Annotated in this window: 11 protein-coding genes; 8 read left to right on the forward strand and 3 right to left on the reverse strand. The window is 64.5% G+C overall.

Going from position 1 to position 20,793, the window contains the following annotated elements:
* Positions 1–67: 67 nt before the first annotated feature.
* Complete coding sequence (locus EPN59_RS03170) at positions 68–1,489, reverse strand: mannose-1-phosphate guanylyltransferase/mannose-6-phosphate isomerase (RefSeq protein WP_293036817.1); 1,422 nt, start codon at positions 1,487–1,489, stop codon at positions 68–70.
* 634 nt (positions 1,490–2,123) lie between these two features.
* Here EPN59_RS03170 and EPN59_RS03175 point away from each other — a divergent pair.
* Genes EPN59_RS03175 through EPN59_RS03205 form a run of 7 tightly spaced genes read left to right on the forward strand, consistent with a single transcriptional unit; the run spans position 2,124 to position 16,390 of the window.
* Positions 2,124–3,326 (forward strand): capsular biosynthesis protein, encoded by a 1,203-nt coding sequence (locus EPN59_RS03175; protein ID WP_293036837.1) that lies wholly within the window; start codon positions 2,124–2,126, stop codon positions 3,324–3,326.
* Complete coding sequence (locus EPN59_RS03180) at positions 3,319–4,104, forward strand: SDR family NAD(P)-dependent oxidoreductase (protein ID WP_293045539.1); 786 nt, start codon at positions 3,319–3,321, stop codon at positions 4,102–4,104. Before EPN59_RS03175 ends, EPN59_RS03180 begins: the two co-directional genes overlap by 8 nt.
* Before the next feature lie 16 nt (positions 4,105–4,120).
* Complete coding sequence (locus EPN59_RS03185) at positions 4,121–5,647, forward strand: LTA synthase family protein (protein ID WP_293036835.1); 1,527 nt, start codon at positions 4,121–4,123, stop codon at positions 5,645–5,647.
* Positions 5,644–13,341 carry a type I polyketide synthase gene (locus tag EPN59_RS03190; RefSeq protein ID WP_293045542.1) on the forward strand — a complete coding sequence of 2,566 codons (7,698 nt, stop codon included), beginning with the start codon at positions 5,644–5,646 and terminating at the stop codon, positions 13,339–13,341. The genes EPN59_RS03185 and EPN59_RS03190 overlap by 4 nt, the downstream gene beginning before the upstream one ends.
* Positions 13,338–14,261, forward strand: a complete 924-nt coding sequence (locus EPN59_RS03195) for a UDP-3-O-acyl N-acetylglycosamine deacetylase (RefSeq protein ID WP_293034145.1) — start codon at positions 13,338–13,340, stop codon at positions 14,259–14,261. The genes EPN59_RS03190 and EPN59_RS03195 overlap by 4 nt, the downstream gene beginning before the upstream one ends.
* A 35-nt stretch (positions 14,262–14,296) precedes the next feature.
* Positions 14,297–15,646: an aminotransferase class I/II-fold pyridoxal phosphate-dependent enzyme gene (locus tag EPN59_RS03200; protein ID WP_293034144.1), complete on the forward strand. Its 1,350-nt coding sequence runs from the start codon at positions 14,297–14,299 to the stop codon at positions 15,644–15,646.
* Positions 15,647–15,679: 33 nt separating this feature from the next.
* On the forward strand, positions 15,680–16,390 hold the full coding sequence (locus tag EPN59_RS03205; protein ID WP_293034148.1) for a GNAT family N-acetyltransferase: 711 nt from the start codon (positions 15,680–15,682) through the stop codon (positions 16,388–16,390).
* Between the two features lie 67 nt (positions 16,391–16,457).
* Here EPN59_RS03205 and EPN59_RS03210 read toward each other — a convergent pair whose 3' ends face one another.
* Positions 16,458–17,279, reverse strand: a complete 822-nt coding sequence (locus tag EPN59_RS03210) for a glycosyltransferase (protein WP_293034143.1) — start codon at positions 17,277–17,279, stop codon at positions 16,458–16,460.
* On the reverse strand, positions 17,276–18,538 hold the full coding sequence (locus EPN59_RS03215) for an oligosaccharide flippase family protein (protein ID WP_293034142.1): 1,263 nt from the start codon (positions 18,536–18,538) through the stop codon (positions 17,276–17,278). The genes EPN59_RS03210 and EPN59_RS03215 overlap by 4 nt, the downstream gene beginning before the upstream one ends.
* Positions 18,539–18,788: 250 nt before the next feature.
* Here EPN59_RS03215 and EPN59_RS03220 point away from each other — a divergent pair, with 250 nt between their 5' ends.
* Positions 18,789–20,183: a phosphomannomutase/phosphoglucomutase gene (locus EPN59_RS03220; protein WP_293034141.1), complete on the forward strand. Its 1,395-nt coding sequence runs from the start codon at positions 18,789–18,791 to the stop codon at positions 20,181–20,183.
* Positions 20,184–20,793: the final 610 nt, after the last annotated feature.

Here is a 20,793-nt window from a genome sequence, read left to right on the forward strand (position 1 = left end):
TCATCGCCCACTCCCGTTCCGAATCGGAAAACAGGATTCCCAAAGCGGACAAACCTGAGGGTTCAGTTCACGCGCGACCGTATGTATCTTCGACGCGAACGATGTCGTCTTCGCCGAGGTAGGCGCCGGATTGGACTTCTATGAGTTCCAGCGGAATGCGGCCCGGATTGCGAAGGCGATGCGTGACGCCGAGCGGAATATACGTCGATTGGTTCTCGGTCAGGATAATTTCCGCGTTGCCGTTGGTGACAGCCGCCGTGCCTTTCACCACGATCCAGTGCTCTGCGCGATGATGATGCATTTGCAAGCTTAATTGTGCGCCGGGATTCACGACAATGCGTTTGACCTGGAAGCGCTCGCCCCGATCAATGCTTTCATAAGAGCCCCACGGACGTACGACGCATCGATGCGAGACCGACTCTTGACGACCCGAAGCGTTCAGGCGTTCGACCATCTGCTTGACGTTCTCCGCTTTGTCACGATGTGCGACTAGCACCGCGTCCGCAGTTTCGATGATCACCACATGGTCGAGGCCAATTGCCGCTACCATGCGATGCTCGGCGCGCACGTACGAATCAGATATACCGTCGGCGAGTACGTCACCGATCAGCGCGTTGCCGTTGTCATCCTTTTGAGCGATCTCTGCGAGCGAGGACCACGAACCGACATCATTCCAGCCAAGGTCCACCGTCGCGACGACTGCCGCACGATCCGTCTTTTCCATCACCGCGTAATCGATGGACACGTTGGGGCAACGCGTGAACGCATCGGCATCGAGGCGAATGAAATCATTGTCCTGCGTGGCGCGCTCGAGTGAAAGCGATGACGCCTGGGCGATGTCCGGCGCATGGCGGCACAACTCGCTCAGATAGGAGGATGCCCTGAGCATGAACATGCCGCTGTTCCAGTAATAGCCACCCTCCGAAAGAAAGCGCTCTGCAGTCTGTAAATCGGGCTTCTCCACGAAGGCTTCCACTGTGTGCGCGGATGATTGCTCAGCGAGCCTGGCGCCAGCAAATATATAGCCATAACCGGTGTGCGGGCTGGTCGGTTCGATGCCGAACGTTACCAGGCGATCATCGCACGCAATCGCGCGGGCCATCTGCACAGCCTGGACAAAGGCGCTCTCGTTCTGAATAACGTGATCGGAAGGAAGCACGAGCAGCAGAGCATCTCCTGCCTCGCGGATCGCGAACTGCGCCGCAACAGCAATCGCTGGCGCGGTATTACGCCCGACCGGTTCGAGGACGATGGCCGACGGCTGCACACCAATCCGACGCAATTGATCGGCCACCAGAAAGCGCTGTTCGTTGTTGGTGACAACGATCGGCGGCGCAATGCCTTCGACGCCATGCACTCGCCTGGCCGTCTGCTGAGCGAGCGAGAGATCGCTCGTCAGCTTGAGGTACTGCTTCGGATAACCGCCACGGGACATGGGCCACAAACGCGTGCCGTTGCCGCCGCAAAGAATGACCGGAACGATATTCATGCGCTATTTTTTCCTCGCTCGACAAGGATGTGGGTTATGCGAACTGCGCGGCGCATGTTGTACGCGCCAGAGCAGATGTCGAATTGCGTTGCCGGACCATCGGATCATTTTCAGCGCCGTCCGCCGATGTCTGGGGTGCTTGAGAAGCGGACGCGAAGCCTGAACTGCGAGCCGACGAACGACTGCCTCCGGTGTGGTGAAAATGCCGAGATGTCGGTCCCAATCGACCCGATTCAGATTCGTGGGCATATGAAAATGTTGTGGAGACATGTATCCAAACTTATCAACCTTGTACGCATCATCGACACATTGTTTCTTAGGTGATCTTGCATAAATTATCTGATGGGTTAGTGCATAACGGGTATGTCGTCACACTTGCACGTCTGGTTGAGGCGCATAAAAGACGCTCATGCATGTCTACAGGAATCCTGATGAACCTATCTTCGAGGATGAATGTGGAAAAACCATTACGGATTGTTTTTTGCGTTGTTGCAACGAACTTACAAAAATAACTGGAGAGAATGGAGCGGGTCGTTGTTCGCGGTGTACCATCGACGGCCAAATTCCGATACATCAAAACTCATCCGTCGTTCGCCTGGCTGATTCATTTCGCAAATCTCTAAATCTATTTCTGATGCCGAGATCCTTTCTTGCTCTGCAAGGCACTGCTTCGCCTTTCTTCGCCCGCTTGTCGGCGGCTTTAATCGAGAGGGGGCATTCGGTGCAAAAGGTCAATTTCTGCGGCGGTGACCTGATTTACTCGCACGGAGTACCCGTCTTGAATTATGCGGAACGGGCTGCGGATTTGCCGGCGTGGTACGAGCGTACGTTAAATGCCGGTGCGGCATCCGACATATTCCTGTTCGGCGATTGCCGTGCCATTCATCGTCCGATTCATCCAATTGCCGAACGGCTCGGCGTGCGCGTGCATGTTTTCGAAGAAGGCTATGTGCGCCCCCACTGGCTTACGCTCGAACAGTACGGCGTCAATGGTCGATCGCGCTTGCCGCGTGACCCTACGTGGTACTTGGAGAATCGTGTGCCCGGGATTGCGGAAGCTCGCCCGACGGGATACAACCTCTACGAACGCGCATGGCACGACATCCGCTACCGGATGGCTAACCTGATCTATTCGATACGCTTTCCAGAGTATGAAAGCCATCGTCCGTTCAACGGATTCAGGGAATATGCGGGGCTCGCATCGCGCCTCGCAAAGCAGGGGCTGCACCGCGATGAGGCGGCAAAGGCGACTGCAATGCTGATTAACTCGGCGCGCATTTATTACCTGCTTCCATTGCAATTAAATTCGGACTCACAGATCATCGTTCATTCACCATTCAGCGGTGTGCGTGAATTTATCGAACGTGTCATGCGCTCGTTCGCGCAGCATGTGCCGTCGAATGCCATGCTTGTCATCAAGAATCACCCACTTGACACCGGCATCATAGAATACAGGCGTTTCGCTATGGAATTAGCAAAATCGCTTTGCATAACGAAGCGTATCGTCTACCTCGAAGCTGGCCATTTGCCGACGCTGCTCGAGCATACGCGGGGTGTCATTGTCGTCAACAGTACGGTAGGACTGTCGGCGTTGCATCACCGGAAACCCTTGATTGCACTCGGAACTGCGGTGTACGACATGCCCGGCTTGACATGGCAGGGCGAGCTTGACGACTTCTGGTTCGGTGCCAGTTTGCCGGACATGAACCTTTATTATGCGTTCCTCAACTATGTGCTGTTTCACACGCAAATCAACGGTGACCTCTACACGCGCGACGGCATTGCAATGGCCATTGAGGGCGCTGTCAAGCGTCTGGAGGAAGCAGGCGATGGCTAGCATGCCTGCACGCGTTATTGCGGTGACCGGCGCGAGTTCGGGGTTGGGTGAGGCGCTTGCGCGGGGGTACGCCGCGCGAGGCACGACGCTCGGTCTCATCGGCCGGGATGGCGCGCGGCTAGACGAATGCGCGCAGCGATGCCGCGCAGCGGGTGCGTGCGCGGTCGTCGGCGTTTTAGATGTCCGCGACGTCGAGGCAATGCAGGCGTGGCTCAGGGGTTTCGATGCGGCGCACCCCATCGATCTGCTGATCGCGAACGCGGGCGTCGCCAGCACGCTGGCTACGTCGAACGACTGGGAAGATCTCGCGCGCACGCGCACCATCATCGAAATAAATTTTTTTGGTGCGCTGCATGCGGTGCAGTCCGTGGCTGATCGCATGCGTCTGCGCGGGACCGGACAGATCGCGCTGGTCGGATCGCTTGCGGCAATTCGTGGTATGGCGATTTCGCCCGCTTACTGCGCCAGTAAAGCAGCAATCAAGGCGTATGCAGAGTCGGTGCGTCCTATCCTGCGCCGCGATGGTGTGGGCTTGACCCTGATTCTGCCTGGGTTCATCAAAACCGCCATGAGCGACGTGTTTCCGGGCAACAAGCCGTTCATGTGGAGCACCGATCGGGCTGCCACTTATATCCGGCGCAAGCTCGATGCCGGTCGCGCCGAGATCGCCTTTCCCGGCCCGCTCGCGTTCGGCATGCGCCTTTTGACGCTCCTGCCGCCCTCGCTTGCCGACGCAATTCTCGGCCGCCTGTCCTACCTGCCGCGCGAGGAGCGATAGCGTGGCGTCTTCGTCAATACCGATCGCGTTCGTCGCCGCCATCGCGCTGTCACTCGGCGCGGACACCTTTGTCATTCCGCGCGCGCGCCTGCGTCGCCGCCCCGTCGCGCTGGCACTCCACGCAGTGAGCGTGCTGTTCCTCATCTGCCTGACGCTCGCAATTACGCGCCGTCCATATTTCGCGGTGTTCGTTGCGCTCGCACTGATCCTGCTCATCAGCGCAGTCAGTAACGCAAAGTACGCATCTTTACGCGAGCCTTTTGTCTTTACGGACCTGAGCCTCTTCAGCCAGCTGTTCACGCGTCCGCGCCTTTACCTGCCGTTCCTGAGCCCTGCGACGATCGGGCCCATCGCAGTCGGCAGCGCGGTTTTCGTCGCCGTTTTCTTCCTCGATACGACGCTGCCCGCATCCGCCGCCGTCGTCGGCGCCGCAGGGGCCGCTGCATGCCTCGCGCTCGGCTACCTGTTCGCGGCGCGCCTGCGACTCAGCCTCGACCCGCATGAAGACCAGCGCCACCATGGCTTCTTCCCGGTTTTCGCGGCCTACCTGCTGAACGGCATGCGTCCGGCCACTTTTCGGGCTTTCGCGCGTACGGTCGCTGCCGGTCCGTTTGCCGAGGCGAAGGCGCCATCAACCCATCCCGACGTGATCGTGATTCAGAGCGAGTCGTTCTTCGACCCGCGCAAGCTATCGAGCGCAATAGATCCCTCTCTCCTGAAGCACTTCGACCAGGCCCGCCGCGAATCGCTCGAACACGGCCGACTGGGCGTTCCTGCATGGGGCGCCAACACGATGCGCTCGGAGTTTGCGTTGCTCACGGGTCTGGCGTCGTCGCAGCTTGGCTACGCGCGCTTTTATCCCTACGCATTTGTGCGCCGCACCTGCGCATCGCTTGCGGGCTGGTTTCGACACGCCGGTTATCGCACGGTGGCGATTCACCCGTTTTTCGCGGATTTTTTTGGACGCGACCGCGTTTTCCCGCTGCTCCAGTTCGACCGCTTTCTCGACATTCGCGCTTTCGAATGTGCGCCGCGAGCCGGCCCATATGTTTCCGATGCGGCGGTGCTCGACCGTATCGTCGCGCTGCTCGACGAAAACCGTTCGCAGCCCGCGTTCATCTTCGCGATAACGATGGAAAATCACGGGCCGCTCCATCTGGAATCAGTCGAAGCGGGGGAGGCCGGGCACTACCACAAGCTCGGCGAGGATCCGGTGTGGTGCGATCTCACCGCCTATCTGCGCCATGTTGCGAACGCCGATGCGATGATCGGCCACCTCATCGCGCATCTGCGCGAACGCCGTCGCGACACGATCCTGTGCTTTTACGGCGATCACGTCCCGGCGTTATCCCACGTATTCGAACGGTTCGGCAACATACCGGCCCATAGCAACTACTTCATCTGGCGAAACTCTGGAGGCCGACCCGCCAGGATGCAAGACAGAGCCGTCGAGGATCTTGGCACCGCGCTGCTCCACGCCATGGAGAAAGCGGGCCAGTGCAACGCATCGGTTAGCACGGTGGAGAAGATACAGCGCCCATGAATAACAGCAAGATCGCAATCGTCGGCATGTCGTGCCGGTTTCCGGGGAGCGTACACGGGCCGGAGGCGTTCTGGAAACTGCTGGAAGGCGAAAAAGACGCCGTCACACAGATTCCAGCGGAGCGCTTCGGCACAGAGTTCCATCAACATCCGTCGAAGCGCGAGCCCGGCAAGAGCTATACGTTCGCTGCGGGCGTGCTCGACGATGTCGCCGGTTTTGATGCCGCGTTCTTCGGCATCTCGCCGCGCGAGGCGACGCAGATGGATCCCCAGCAGCGCCTTCTGCTCGAACTGACCTGGGAGGCGTTCGAAGATGCCGGCGTGCGTGCGCAGGACATGCGCGGCTGCAATTGCGCGGTCTACGTCGGCGCCGCCAGTACCGACTACGCCAACCGCAGCATGGACGATCTCAATTCGGTCGATCCGTACTCCGCGACCGGCAATACACTGAGCATCGCGTCGAACCGCATTTCGTATCTGTTCGATCTGCGCGGCCCGAGCATGACGATCGATACGGCGTGTTCGTCGTCGCTCGTCGCGCTTCATCAGGCCGTGAGCGCGCTGCAGTCGGGCGATGTCGATATGGCGCTTGCGGGCGGCGTGAACCTGCTCTTGCATCCGTTCGGTTTCGTGGGCTTTTCGAAGGCGTCGATGCTTTCGCCGCGCGGTCGTTGCCGCGCATTCGACGCGACGGGCGACGGTTACGTGCGCGCCGAAGGCGGCGCAGTCGTCGTGTTGAAGACGCTCGAACGCGCGCTCGCGGACGGTGACGCGATTCATGCGGTCATCGCCGGAACCGGCGTCAATTCGGATGGTTTTTCGCCGGGCGGCATCAGCGTGCCGGGCGCGGCGACGCAGGCCGCGCTGCTGCGCAAGGTTTATGCGTGCGCAGGCATCGATCCGCACGCGGTCGATTACGTGGAGGCGCACGGCACGGGGACGGCAGTCGGCGATCCGATCGAGGCGCGCGCGTTGATCGAGGTCGCGGGTGCAGGCCGTCCTGCCAGCAAGCCGCTCCTGATCGGCTCGGTCAAGACCAACATCGGCCACCTGGAAACTGCGGCGGGCATGGCCGGGCTTTTCAAGGCGATCCTGTGCCTGAAGCATCGCGCCGTGCCGCGCACGCTGCATTTCAATGCGCCCAATCCGAATATCGATTTCGAGGCGGGCGGCCTTCGCGTCGTCGACCGCTTTACGCCCATCGGCGAGGACGGCCATGCGCTCATCGCGGGCGTCAATTCATTCGGTTTCGGCGGCACGAACGCGCACGTCGTGCTCACGCAGGCGCCTGCCGTCGAACGCGGTGCTGCGGTGCCTGCGTCGGCTTCACCCGGTCTTGCGCCGCTCGTGCTGTCCGCGCGCTCGAAGCCGGCGCTTGCCGCATTGGCCGCGCGCTACTCGGAACAACTCGATGCAGGCGTGCAGTGGGACGTGCTCGCGAGCGCGACCGCGCATCGCCGCCAGTGGCTCGATCAGCGTGCGATCGTCGCGCCGTCGAGTCTCGATGAAGCCTGGGCCGCGCTCGCCGCGCTCGCTTCAGCCGATAGCGACGATGCGTGCGCGGCCGTCGTGCGTGCCGAGGTGCTCGAGGACGACGCGCGCGTCGCGCTCGTGTTTTCTGGCAATGGTGCGCAGTGGGCGGGCATGGGCCAGCAACTGCTCGCGCAAGATGCGACGTTTGGCGCGGCTGTTGCGGAAGTCGACGCGCTCTGGTGCGCCGACGGCAGCCCATCGCTGACGGCGGTGCTCTCGGCGGGCGTCGAGGACGAGATGATTGCCGCAACCGAGCACGCGCAACCGTTGCTCTTCGCGATCCAGGTGGGCATCGTGCGGGCGATCGAGGCGCGCGGCGTGGCGTTCTGCGCGAGCGTTGGTCACAGCGTCGGCGAGGTTGCCGCGGCGTGGGCCGCTGGCGCGCTCACGCTGCAGGACGCCGTGCGGGTCGTGAAGACCCGCAGCCGTGCGCAGGCGACGACGCGCGGCACTGGCCGCATGGCGGCCGCCGGTATCGGCGAGGCGCAGGCATGCGAGCTGATCGAGCGCCTTGGTTTCGCGGACGATATCGAGGTGGCCGGCATCAACAGCCCGCAGGCGGTGACACTGGCGGGATCGCTCGCGGGCCTGCTGGTGATTCAGGAGGCGCTGGCTGCGAGCGGACAGTTCTTCCAGCTACTGGATCTCGATTACGCGTTCCACAGCCGTCACATGGACGCGATCGAGAAGACGGTGTACGAGCGCCTCGCGGACATCGCGCCGCGTGCGGGCGAGTGCCGTTTCGTCTCGACCGTGACGGGCGCGCCGCTCGACGGCACGGCGCTCGATGCCGACTACTGGTGGCGCAACATCCGCGAGCCGGTGCGTTTTGGCGAGGCGATTGCGCGGCTCGTAAACGAGGGCGTGCGGCTGTTCGTCGAAGTCGGTCCGCACACGATTCTGCGCACCTACGTGAAGCAGTCGCTCGATGCGCTGAAGGTGCAAGGCGTCACGCTCGCCACGCTCAAGCGCCATCACGACAGCGCGCTCACGCTGCATCGCGCGATCCTGTCCGCGGTGGCACACGGCGCTCAAGTTGACCGCGAGCGCCTCGTCGCGTATCGGCCGGCTTGCACGGAAGTTTCGTGGCCGCGCTATCCGTGGCAGCACGAGCACTACTGGGTCACGCCGACTGCCGAAGGTTATGGCCTCGCCGACCGCCGCCGCGAGCATCCGCTCCTTGGCTACCGTCTGCGCGAACACGCGTTCGCATGGGAAAACCAGATCGATCCGGTGCGCGTGCCGTTCCTTGCCGATCATGTCGTCGACGGCGGCGTGACATTTCCCGGCGCGGGTTTTGTGGAGATGGCGCTCGCCGCCGCGCGCGCGTTCTTCGGCACGCCGTCGTGCGCGCTCGAAAATGTCGAAATTCGTCAGCCAGTCGTGTTCCAGCCGCAGCACGCAAAACTGTTCCGACTGACGATCGATGCCCGCACGGCCGCGTTCACGATCGAGACCCGCGAGCGCATGAGCGAGGACGCCTGGGCGACCAACGTGGTCGGCCGCCTGCTCGCGAGCGGCACGACGCTTGCTTCGCGCGACGCACTGCCCGCAGCGGTGCTCGATGCGTTCGCGACCCGGCCCGCGCTCGACGCGCACACGCTCTACGCGAACACGGAGCGGATCGGACTCTCGTATGGCCCTGCGTTCCGGCTCGTGCGCGAAGTGCGCGTGGCGAATGACATGGCTGATGGCACAGCTAATGGCATGGCGCTCGCCGCGCTCGACAGGCCGGTGGCGGCGCCGTATCTGCTGCATCCTGCGTTGATGGATGCGGGTTTTCATCCGCTGTTCGCGCTGCTCGCCGACGAGGGCGCCGCTGCCAGCCGCGCTGCGTATGTGCCGGTGCAGATCGTCCGGGTCGAGTATCTGCGCGGCGATACCGTCGAGCGCGTGCTTGCGACGATTGAGCGGCGCAGTCCACATTCCGTCGTGGCGTCGTTCGATTTCCTCGATAGCGAAGGGCGTGTCGTCGCCCGCCTGGGCGAGTGCCGTTTCCGCCGCGTCGATCTGCAGGCGCGCCGCCACGCCGAGCCGGGCCGCTATGCGTTTCGTCTCGAAGCGCGTCCGCTTGCAGGCGGTTTCGATGCGTCGTCGCTGCCCACGTCGGCCACGCTGCTCGACGATGCAGTGAGCACGCTCGCCATGCGTGACGAGCACGCACGCCGTGCGATGCATCTGACCGAAGTGCTGCCGCTTATCGATGTGCTCGCAAGCGGTTACGCGCTGCGTGCGCTCGAAGCGAGCGGCGCGTTCGACGCCACGGAGCTACCCGGCGGCCCGTTCGCGGACCTCGCGGCGCGTCTTGCGGCGATGCTCGTCGAGGATGGCCTTGCACATTTCGACGGCGGCCGTCTCATGCGCGATGCCAAAGCCTGCGAAGCGTTGCCGCACGTTGACGAGCTGTGGCGCAGTCTGCTCGAACAGTCGCCTGCACACGTTGCCGAACTGACCTTGCTCGCGCACTGCGGCGCGTTGCTGCCTGCGCTGCTCAAGGGCGAACTGAAGCCGGAGCAGACGATGTCCGCGACGGGCAACAGTCTCGTCGAACACTTCTTTGAAGCCTCGCCGACGTGGTCGCATGTGCGTGCGCTGATCGGCGCCTTTACGGCGCACGCGGTGGCGGCATGGCAGGCACCGCGCCGTCTGCGCGTGCTTGAGATCGGCGATCCGGACGCGGAGGTGCCGAGTCCGCTGGCGCTCGCGCTACCCGCCGCGCGCTGCGACTATGCAATCGCGTGCACCGTGCCGCAGCAGGCGGCGCTGGCAGCCGAAGGCACCTGCGCGGCTCGCCTCGTCACGCTTGTCACGGGCGAGCACCTCACGCTTACCGCCGAAGATGACGCACCCTACGACATCGTGATCGTGAACCGGCTGCTGGCGGGGCCGCGCGATCCGCTCGCGATGCTGACCGCGCTGCGCGGCTGGCTCGCGCCGGGTGCCTTCGTCGTGGTCACGGAATCGCGTCACAGCCGTTTCGCCGACATCGTGTTCGGACCGTCCGGCGTGACGGCGGCTACGTCGCTGACCGCCGCCCAGATTGTGCGCATGCTGGACGCAGCAGGTTTTGCCGACATCGTCTCGTTCGCGGAGCAGGGCGTCGAGTATGAGGGGACGCCGGCCCTGATCGTTGCGCGCGCACCGTCACGCAAGGCTGCGGGCACGCTGCCGATCGCCGCCGCGCCGTCCGTGCTGCCTCGGTCGTCCGCGTCGTCCAACGCACCGTGGCTCGTTGTCCATGCCGGTGCCGCAGCCGATGCGCGCGTCGAGGGGCTGGCATCGGTATTGCGCGAACGCGGCGCGGACGTCGCTGTCGTCGCGCAAGCCGAAGTGGCGCAGACGCTGCACCCGATCAGCATCGCGCCCGCTAACGCGCCGTTGCATCTCGTGTTCATGGCGTCCGATGCCACGTTGCCCGTCGATGCCGATGGCGCTGCCGTCATGCGTACCCAGCGCGCGACCTCCGTCGCGCTCGCGCGGCTCGTGCGCGAACTCGGCGATGCGGGCGTGCCGGTGCAGTTGAGCATCGTCACGCAGGATGGCGCACCGTTCGCGAGCCTTGTGCCGAATGCAGCCGCCGCAGCAGCAGCGCGTCGCCCGGAGCAGGCAACGCTCTGGGGGCTCGGCCGCGTGCTGGCGAACGAGCATCCGGAACTGGGCTGCCGTCTGATCGACGTGTCGTGCGCCTGCGAAGAGGCATTCGCCACGCTTGCGAACGAACTGCTTGCTGCGGACGGGGAGGAGGAAGTGCTGCTCGGTGCGCATGGCCGCTTCGTGCCGCGCATGCTCGATGCGGCCGAAGCGCTGCGCCGCAGTACGCCGCAGAGCGACGGCAGCGCGCGTGCGGTAGCGCTGGCCTTCGAATCGCCGGGTTCACTGCGTAACCTCGAATGGTTTGCGCAGCCCGAGCGCGCGCTCGACGGCGACGAGGTCGAAATCGAGCCGGTCGCCACCGGCCTGAACTTCCGCGACGTCATGTACGCGATGGGACTCCTGTCCGACGAGGCGGTCGAGACGGGATTCGCGGGCGCGACGGTGGGCATGGAACTGTCCGGGCGCGTTACGCGCGTTGGTGCGGATGTGCGCGCATTCAGGCCGGGAGACGCCGTGCTCGGCTTCGGGCCCGCGTCGTTCGCCACGCGCGTTCAAACGCGTGCGGGCGCGCTCACGCACAAGCCGGCGGCGATGACGTTCGAAGAAGCGGCGACGATTCCGACCACCTTCTTCACGGCCTGGTATGCGCTCGTCGAGCTGGCGCGCCTGCGTCGCGGCGAGCGTGTGCTCGTGCATGGCGGTGCGGGCGGCGTCGGCATCGCCGCGATCCAGCTTGCACGCCATCTCGGCGCCGAAGTGTTCGCGACGGCAGGCAGCCGCGAGAAGCGCGAATTCGTGCGACTCATCGGGGCGGACCGCGTGTTCGACTCGCGCAGCCTCGCGTTTGCCGATCAGGTTCGCGAGGCCACGGGCGGCGCGGGTGTGGACGTCGTGCTGAATTCGCTGGCGGGAGAAGCAATGGTGCGCAGCATCGATACGCTGCGCCCGTTTGGCCGTTTCCTCGAACTGGGCAAGCGTGATTTCTACGAGAACAGCCGCCTGGGCCTGCGGCCTTTCCGCAACAACATCAGCTATTTCGGCATCGACGCCGACCAGCTCATGGGCGCGCTGCCCGAACTGACGACGCGTCTGTTCCGCGACATCATGCAATGCTTCGAAGAAGGTGTGCTGCATCCGCTGCCGTATCGCCTGTTCCCGGCTGCGCGCGTCGAGGAGGCATTCCGCTACATGCAGCAGGCGCGGCAGATCGGCAAGGTGCTCGTCGGCTATCCGGCGGGCACGCCCGCGCCGGCGCGCGGGCAGATTCGCGGGCAGATTCGCGGCGCGACGTTGCAGCTCGATGCCGATGGTGCGTATCTCGTGATCGGCGGCACGGGCGGCCTGGGCTTCGCGAGTGCCCGCTGGATGGTTGCGCGCGGCGCGCGCCACCTGACGCTCGCGAGCCGCAGCGGCGTATTGAACGACGCGGCGCGCAAAGAGATCGCGCACTGGCGCGAAGAAGCGCAAGTAAGCGTGGATGTGGTGTCGTGCGACGCGACCGATGCAGCGGCTGTTACGGCGCTCGTTGCTTCGATCGCCGCGCGCGGCACGCCGCTCAGGGGCGTACTGCATTCGGCCATGCACATCGACGACGGTCTCGTGCGCAATCTCGACGACGCGCGTTTCGAAGCGGTGCTCGCGCCGAAGGTTGCGGGCGCATGGAATCTGCATCGCGCCACGGCGGGCCACGATTTGCGCTTCTTTATTGTCTACTCTTCCGCGACGACCGCGCTCGGCAACCCGGGGCAGTCGAGCTACGTCGCCGCCAACAGTTTTCTCGAAGCGCTCGTTGAAACGCGCCGCGCAGCGGGACTGCCCGGCACGTACATGGCATGGGGGCCGCTCGAAGACGTTGGTTTTCTCGCGCGCAACGAAAAAACGCGTGAGGCGTTGCAGTCGCGTATCGGCGGCGCGTCGATCTCGTCGGACGAAGCGCTTGCTGCGCTGGAACGCGTGCTGCTTGCGGGCGCAGCGGGTGAGGCCGTCGTGCGGCTCGACTGGCAGGCGCTTTCGCGCGGCATGCCCGCAGCGCTCGCGCGCCGTTACGCCTCGATGTGCACGTCCGGCGTGCAGGAGCCCGTGCACGAGGGTGCGCAGCACGTGTGCGAACGCATCCGCGTGATGCCGCGTGCCGACGCGCTTGCGCTGGTCGAAGAAACACTGCGCGCGCAGATCGCGCACATTCTTCATCTCGCGCCCGAGCGCATCGACGTCGAACGCGCCGTGCAGGACATGGGCATGGACTCGCTCATGGGCATGGAACTGGGGCTCGCCGTCGAAGAACGGTTCCGGGTCAAGCTCTCGGTGATGGCGATTGGGCAGGGTGCGACGGTCCGCTCGCTCGCGGCGCGTATTGTCCATGCGGTCGCTTCGACCGATTCGGCCGATTCGGTGGATTCGGTCGAAGCGAATGAGGACGGCGCGGACGATGGCGCGTCTCAGGTCGATGCGCGGGGCGTCACGATTGCGCAACTGACGAGCCAGCACGCCCTCGACGGCGAACCGGCCGCGCGCGCCGCCGGCGCGCCGGATGCCACCCGGACCGTCGAAACGGAGGCGGTGCAATGAGCGTACCGGCCGGCTGGCTAGCCAGTCAGGGTACGCTCGCGCGCGAGCTGACGATGCGCGGCCACGGACTGCATACGGGCCGCGCCGTGAACGTGCGCATCGTGCCGGTGCGTGATGCAACGGCGGCGGAGGCGTCGCCGGGCATCGTGTTTCGCCGCATCCAGGACAAGCGTGAAGTGGTGTGGCTGCGCGCGGAGCCTGCGCTGCGGCATGCGCAGCCGCTGTGCACGATGCTGCGCGCCGCGAACGGGCTTGGCGTGCGCACGGTTGAGCACTTGCTCGCATCGTTGCTGGCCTGCGAGATCGACCATGCGGTGGTCGAAATCGACGCCGAGGAAGTGCCGATCCTGGACGGCAGCGCGTTGCCCTGGATCGAGGCGATACGTGCCTGCGGCCGCGAGGCGTTGCCGCAACCGAAGTGCTTCATTCGCGTGCTCAAGACGGTTGTGGTCGTCGACGGAAGTGGCGCGCAGCGCCGCGAAATGCGCGTCGAACCAGCGGCACGCTACGAAATGTGCGTGTGCAACGACCTCAAGGGCTTCGGCGACATGCAGTGGAGCGGCGCGCTCACGCCCGAAGTTTTCGCCAGCGAGATCGCGCCGTCACGCTCGTATGGGCGTGTGAAACGGGCGGTGCCCGCAATCATCGCGGGCTACGTGCGCGGCATGCCGATCCTGCGCGGGGCGCGACCTTCGTGCACCGCGTCGATCGTCGGCAATCGCGTGCTGGGCGGCATGCGATTGCCCGACGAGTTCGTGCGTCATCGCGTGCTGGATCTCGTCGGCGACCTCGCACTCGCCGGTGCGCCACTGCTTGGCCGCGTGAGTGCGCAGCGCCCGAGCCACGAAATGAACTTCCGGCTGCTTGCCGCGCTGCTCGCCGAGCGCGATGCGTGGGAGTGGACCGAATGCGCGGCGTAGCACCGCGCGAGCCTTCGATCAGGGAGCGGCACTTTATGGGAATGGGTGAGCAGATCCGCAAGCAGCTTGCGGCGGCGGCGCTCAAGCGCCACCTTGAGCGCGTCTCCGGTGCGGTGCAGGTGCACAGCGAAGGCGCTGCCGTGAAGGCCGCGGCGCGAACGGGCGCGGCGGCGGGCGGTGCGTGGGACGCGCGCGCGCGTTTCGAGGCAATGCCGCTGTATCAGCAGGTGAGCCTCATTCGCCAGATGGGCGACGCGCTGCGCGTGTCGTCGCCGTTCTTTCGCGTGCACGAGGGCGCGGCAGGCGCCACGACCCGTATCGGCGGGCGCGAGTACATCAACTTCGCGAACTACAACTACCTCGGGCTTTCCGGCGACCCGTACGTGACGGCCCAGGCAAAAGACGCGATCGACCGCTACGGCACCTCGGCGTCCGCGAGCCGCATGGTTGCGGGCGAACGCGCGGTGCAGCGGGAACTCGAACAGGCGCTCGCGCGGCTGTATGGCACCGACGACTGCGTGGCATTCGTGAGCGGCCACGCGACGAACGTCACGGTGATCGGCGCCCTGTTCGGGCAAGGCGATCTGATCGTCCACGATGTGCTCGCACACAACAGCATCGTGCAAGGCGCACGGTTGAGCGGCGCAAAACGCCTCTCGTTCGCTCACAACGACTGGTGCGAACTCGATGCGCTGCTCGCGCGCGTGCGCCACGAATTCCGCAACGTGCTCGTCGTGATCGAAGGGCTCTACAGCATGGACGGCGATCTGCCCGATCTCGTGCGGTTCGTCGAAATCCGGCAGCGTCACGGCGTGTTCCTGATGGTCGACGAGGCGCACTCGCTCGGCGTGCTCGGTGCAGAGGGCAGGGGCATCCGCGAGCATAGCGGCGTGGCGAGCGGCGACGTCGATCTCTGGATGGGCACGATGAGCAAGACGCTCGCGGGCTGTGGAGGCTTTATCGCGGGCTGCCAGCCGCTGATCGACATGCTGCGCCATCTTGCGCCCGGGTTTCTCTACAGCGTCGGTCTCGCACCGGCACTCGCGGCAGGCTCGCTCGCGGCGCTTGATCGCATGCTTGCCGAGCCCGGGCGGGTCGCGACGCTGCAGGCGCGCGGCCGGCAGTTCCTGCGCGAAGCGCGCGCAGCCGGTCTGGATACGGGCAACAGCGCGGGCTACGCCGTCGTGCCCGTCATCACGCGCAGCTCGCTCAAGGCGGCACGGTGGGCTAACGCATTGTTCGAGGAAGGCATCAACGTGCAGCCGATTTTCTATCCGGCGGTCGAAGAACGGGCAGCCAGGCTGCGTTTTTTCATCTGCTCGACGCACGAGCCGGACCAGATCACGCATGCAGTCGACACGCTCGCGCGCATTGCGAAAAGATAGCGGGACGACATCGTGGCGACTGGATCTGCAGCGCTGCTCGCTCTATCGCACGAGGCGCACGAGGCGTCGGCCGCACCGGCTGCACTGACCTTTCGTGCTGCGCGCGCGGCGGATGCGGCTGCTGCTGCACCACTCGTCTACGCGTCCGGAGAGCGGGAATTCCGGTTTTTTCTGGGGGTATCGTCCGATGCGTGCGTGGCGTTTCTGCGTGATGCGTTCGCGCTTTCTGCCGGGCGATTTTCCTGGCGACGGCATCGCGTGGCACTCGACGCGAGCGGCAAGGTCATCGGCGTGCTTGCCGCGCATGACGGCAGAGACGTTCTCGCGGACGATCCGCACATCGCGTGGATACTGCTGCGGTATTTCGGGCTGCGGCGCACGGTCCCGATGCTGCTGCGCGGGCTCGTGCTCGAACAGGAACTGCCGAAGCCGAAGCGCCGCCAGACGCGGGTTGCCCACTGCGCCGTCGCGCCGACAATGCGCGGCACGGGCGTTTTCCGCGAACTCTTCGGCGACGCGCAGCGCACGGGCATGCGCGGCCTGGCTGGCGAGCCGGATGAACGCGAGATCGTACTCGACGTGCTCGTGAGCAACACGCGTGCGGCTGCGTTGTATCGGCGGCTCGGTTTCGTCGAGGTTGCGCGGCGGCGCGCGCGCTCGCGGTGCCTGCCTGTCGATCTCGAATCGATTCGAATGCGCTATGACCCGCGAGGAGGGGTGCGCCAGATACGGCTGCCGGATTGATTTTCCGCTGGCCAATCCTTTCGTCGAGCATCCTGGCCTTCGGTCGGTCCTGCACGATGCCTGATTTTCACGTGTACAGCACGCGTTTCACGCGCTGCAACGTCCTGTACGGCGTCACAAAATGCAGCAAGCTCTTCGCGAGCCCCGCCCAGTCGCGCCAGTTCAGCACGTTCAAATAGCGCCATTGCAAACGCAGCGTGGAAACGATTTGTCGCCGCCGCTTCGTCGCGCTGATACCGCCTTCATTGAGTTCGTAATAGAGCCCAGGCTCCGGCAGGTTCGCGCATTCGTAGCGCTCCATCAGCCGCAGGAACAGATCGAGATCCTCGGCTGCCGGATATTTCACGCGATAGTTGCCCACGGCCTTGACCGCGTCCACGCGCAGCATCACCGAAGGATGAACCAGGGGCGAGCGCAACAGGCGCTCGCGCCGCAAGCGCGCGGGGTCGGCTGCCGGCCTCAGCATGAAGAGCGGCTCGCCTGCGCGATTCACGACTTGCGTCCACATGCCGAGCGCGGCGAGCGAGGGCGATGCCTCCATGCAGGCGCGCTGCTTCGCAAGCCGGTGCGCGAACGCGAGATCGCCCGCGTCGATGCGCGCGGCGTAACGAAAGCCCCGTGTGGCGAGTGCTTCGATGCCTGCTTCGAGCGCGCGCTCGATACCGCCGTTCCTGGGCATGCGCAGGATTTCCACGCACATGCCCGGCACGTCGGGCGCGACGATCGGCGGCGTGCTGCCGTCGTCCACGACGAGCGCGTAAATCGTTGCGTCCTCACTGAACGAAGCCAGCGAGCGTTCGACGTCGGCCTGGCCGTTATAGGCGGGCATCAGCACGGCGACGTCGGCGAGCGCACCGTTACGCGCGGCGCCTGCAATGGGGTTCGTCATGAAGCGAGCTTGAGGCGGATGTAATAGAAGTTCACGCTCGCGGCGGCGACATAGCCCGCCGCAAGTCCCACGAGTGCCCCGTATGCGCCGAGGCGATCAATGGCAATCAGGTTCACGGCGAACGCCACGGCGAGCGCGAGCAGCCACTTGGCGAGCAGCACGAATTTGGCCTGGTATTTGAGCACGACGAGGTTGCCGATCGCCTCGATTCCCGCGGGCACGGAAAGCCACACGGCCCAGCGGAAAATGCCGGCTGCCTCCGCGTAATCCGGGCCGAACACGCGGCCGATGATGAAGCCTGCGAGCGCATCGAGCACGAGCGCGCCCGACACCATCAACACCGCCGTCATGATGAAGAGCCGCAGCAGATTGCGGCGCAGTTGCGCGCTCTGCTGCACGCGGTACACGAACGCGGGTGCGATGGTTTGCGCGAGCATCAGCGCGAGCGTGATCCAGTTTTCGTTCAACTGCTGCGCGGCCGAATAGCGGCCGAGGTCGGCGAACGAGATCGTGCGTTCGAGCATCAGTCGGTCGAGTTTCAGGAACAGGTACATGCAGATGAGCCCGAGCCAGAACACGGTGCCTGCCGTGGCGAAGTGGCGAAAAAGCGTACGGTCGAAATGCCAGCCGAGCTTGCCGCCGTGGCGGCGCCGGAAGTAGAGCACGAGGGCCGCGCCGATTGCCGCCGATTCGATCGCCCACAGCCAGCCGAAGCTTGCGGGCCGGAATGCGGCGCGCGCGAGCAGCCAGACGAAGAGCGCCTTGACGATGGCCGTCGTCATGCTCGCCAGCAACTGCGGTTTGCTGTACGTCATGCTTTGCAGCCAGGCGTTGACGACGCCGACGAAAGGTTCGCGGAACAACATCGTGACCGCGAGGCCGGCGAGCATGGCGCCGACGAGCGGATCGGCCGCCCCCATCGCGATGCCGGCCCAGGTCGCGAGCAGCGCCGCGGCGGACACGCCGATGCGCAATGCAAATGCGCTGCCGAGCACCGTGCCCAGTTGCTCCGGCGGCCGGGTCACGATGGTCGGCACGAGGATTTCCGCGCCGCACACCCAGGTGATGGGCGCGAGCACGAGCAGCAGCGTGTTGGCGTATTGCCACTTGCCGAAGACATCGGGACCAAAGTAGCGCGCGAGTACGCCGCTGATCGCAATGGCGACCGCGATCTGCGTGACCCGTTCGAGGCCGAGCCACATGATGTTTGCGAATGCGCGGGCGACGTCGGGGTTCGCGTAGCGCTTCAGGCTCAGCATGGCCGCACGGCGCCTGGGGTGGCCGGGCGCTCATGCGCCATACGGGGCCGACGCGGAACAGGCATTATCGATATTGTTGTCGGAAGGAAAGGGCCAGGCATTAAAATGGGTGCCCAATTGTCGGGTGGCACAGGCGAAAGACGGCCATTATAGTTTGTAACGGATTCCACTTTTCGTAACGGGCTGCGCAAATATGCAGCCGAACTGTGTTACCTATTGGCACGATCATTCATGGACGGTGAGTCTCATCATGGTTTCTCAATCGATTTTCAAGGCCTATGACATTCGCGGCGTGATCGGCAAGACGCTCGACGCCGAAACGGCGCATGCCATTGGCCGGGCATTCGGCAGCGAAGTGCGTGCGCAGGGCGGCGATGCAGTCGTGATCGCGCGTGACGGCCGGCTCTCCGGGCCGGAACTGAGCCGCGCGCTGGGCGACGGCCTGCGCGAAGCGGGCGTCGATGTCGTCGATGTGGGCATGGTGCCGACGCCGGTCGGCTACTTCGCGGCCAGCGTGCCGCTGAAGCTGGCGGGCGGCGAGCGCAGCGTGGATTCGTGCATCGTCGTGACCGGCAGCCATAATCCGCCCGATTACAACGGCTTCAAGATGGTGTTGCGCGGCAAGGCGATCTACGGCGCGCAGATCACCGCACTCTACGACCGCATCGTTGCGGGCCGCTTCGACACGGGCGCGGGCAGCTACACGCAATACGACATCGCCGACGAATACGTCGAGCGCATCGTGGGCGATGTGAAGCTTGCGCGTCCGATGAAGATCGTGGTCGACACCGGCAATGGCGTGGCCGGCAATCTCGCGCCGCGCCTCTTCAAGACGATGGGCTGCGAGTTGGTCGAGCTCTTCACCGAAGTGGACGGCACGTTCCCGAATCACCACCCGGATCCGGCGCACCCTGAAAACCTGCAGGACGTGATTCGCGCGCTCAAGGAAACCGACGCCGAGGTCGGCTTCGCGTTCGACGGCGACGGCGACCGCCTGGGCGTCGTCACGAAGGACGGCCAGATCATCTATCCGGACCGTCAACTGATGCTGTTTGCCGAGGACGTGCTGTCGCGCCATCCGGGCGAAGAGATCATTTACGACGTGAAGTGCACGCGCAATCTCGCGAAGTGGGTGAAGGCCAAGGGCGGCGTGCCGCTCATGTGGAAGACGGGCCATTCGCTCGTGAAGGCGAAGCTGCGCGAGACCGGCGCGCCGCTCGCGGGCGAGATGAGCGGCCACGTGTTCTTCAAGGACCGCTGGTACGGCTTCGACGACGGGCTCTATACGGGCGCGCGCCTGCTTGAGCTGCTCTCGCGCGTCACGGACCCGAGCACGCTGCTCAACAGCCTGCCGAACTCGCACGCCACGCCTGAACTGCAACTCAAGCTCGAAGAGGGCGAGAACTTCGCGCTGATCGCGAAGCTGCAAAAGAACGCGCAGTTCACGGGCGCGGACGAAGTCATCACGATCGACGGTTTGCGCGTGGAGTATCCGGACGGCTTCGGGCTCGCGCGGTCGTCGAATACGACGCCGGTGGTCGTGATGCGCTTCGAGGCCGACAACGATGCGGCGCTCGCGCGTATCCAGGCGGATTTCAAGCGCCTGATTCTCGCCGAGAAGCCGGACGCGAAGCTGCCGTTTTGACGATGCGGTGAGCGGCCCGGTGCGGTTCGGCGCACATCGGGCCGCGCACCGCATCGACTGGCGCATACGGTCGCCTTGATGTCCGTATGCGGACTCTGAACAATTCCGCATGCTGGCTGACGGGCGGCTTTCTGTTTCCTTTTGTTTTGCGAAACAAACGGTCGCGAAACAAAACCGTCACCAGGTGCGCCGCATTGTCATCGAGCGCATCGCGTTGCCGCTGCAGAACATCCTGCTGTCCCGGTTCACCCCACCCCGGACCTGTCCACCCACGTTCCTGCTGGTTGCATGGTCAAGCAGCAGTGCTGTCATTCGGCTTCTTGTACCTTGTCTACCTTCGGGCGGGCATTGTCTTCGTATTCCATGTGTGCGCTCACATCTTTCCGGATCATGTACGTGCCACGGCTCCATGAATGTGGCTCTGTGCGTGCGAGCGCACAGAGCGGACGTCACCCGGAATCCTGTACGCCAAACGATTCGAACGCCGCGCAAGCCTGCGCATGTAACCGATGAATCATTTGCGTAACAAAATGTGACTGCGCTATTCCGGGCGGCTTTTTCAGACGCTCGTAAGCGACGTTATGCGCGTTTCTCCTGGTAGGCCGACGAA

The organism is Paraburkholderia sp., assembly GCF_004298475.1.
Lineage (GTDB): Bacteria > Pseudomonadota > Gammaproteobacteria > Burkholderiales > Burkholderiaceae > Paraburkholderia > Paraburkholderia denitrificans.

Excerpts from the sequence above, each read along its gene's own strand:
- EPN59_RS03215 (WP_293034142.1), bottom strand. The coding sequence starts at position 18,538 with ATGCTGAGCCTGAAGCGCTACGCGAACCCCGACGTCGCCCGCGCATTC.
- EPN59_RS03180 (WP_293045539.1), top strand. The coding sequence starts at position 3,319 with ATGGCTAGCATGCCTGCACGCGTTATTGCGGTGACCGGCGCGAGTTCG.
- EPN59_RS03190 (WP_293045542.1), top strand. The coding sequence starts at position 5,644 with ATGAATAACAGCAAGATCGCAATCGTCGGCATGTCGTGCCGGTTTCCG.
- EPN59_RS03200 (WP_293034144.1), top strand. The coding sequence starts at position 14,297 with ATGGGAATGGGTGAGCAGATCCGCAAGCAGCTTGCGGCGGCGGCGCTC.
- EPN59_RS03175 (WP_293036837.1), top strand. The coding sequence starts at position 2,124 with ATGCCGAGATCCTTTCTTGCTCTGCAAGGCACTGCTTCGCCTTTCTTC.
- EPN59_RS03210 (WP_293034143.1), bottom strand. The coding sequence starts at position 17,279 with ATGACGAACCCCATTGCAGGCGCCGCGCGTAACGGTGCGCTCGCCGAC.
- EPN59_RS03195 (WP_293034145.1), top strand. The coding sequence starts at position 13,338 with ATGAGCGTACCGGCCGGCTGGCTAGCCAGTCAGGGTACGCTCGCGCGC.
- EPN59_RS03220 (WP_293034141.1), top strand. The coding sequence starts at position 18,789 with ATGGTTTCTCAATCGATTTTCAAGGCCTATGACATTCGCGGCGTGATC.
- EPN59_RS03170 (WP_293036817.1), bottom strand. The coding sequence starts at position 1,489 with ATGAATATCGTTCCGGTCATTCTTTGCGGCGGCAACGGCACGCGTTTG.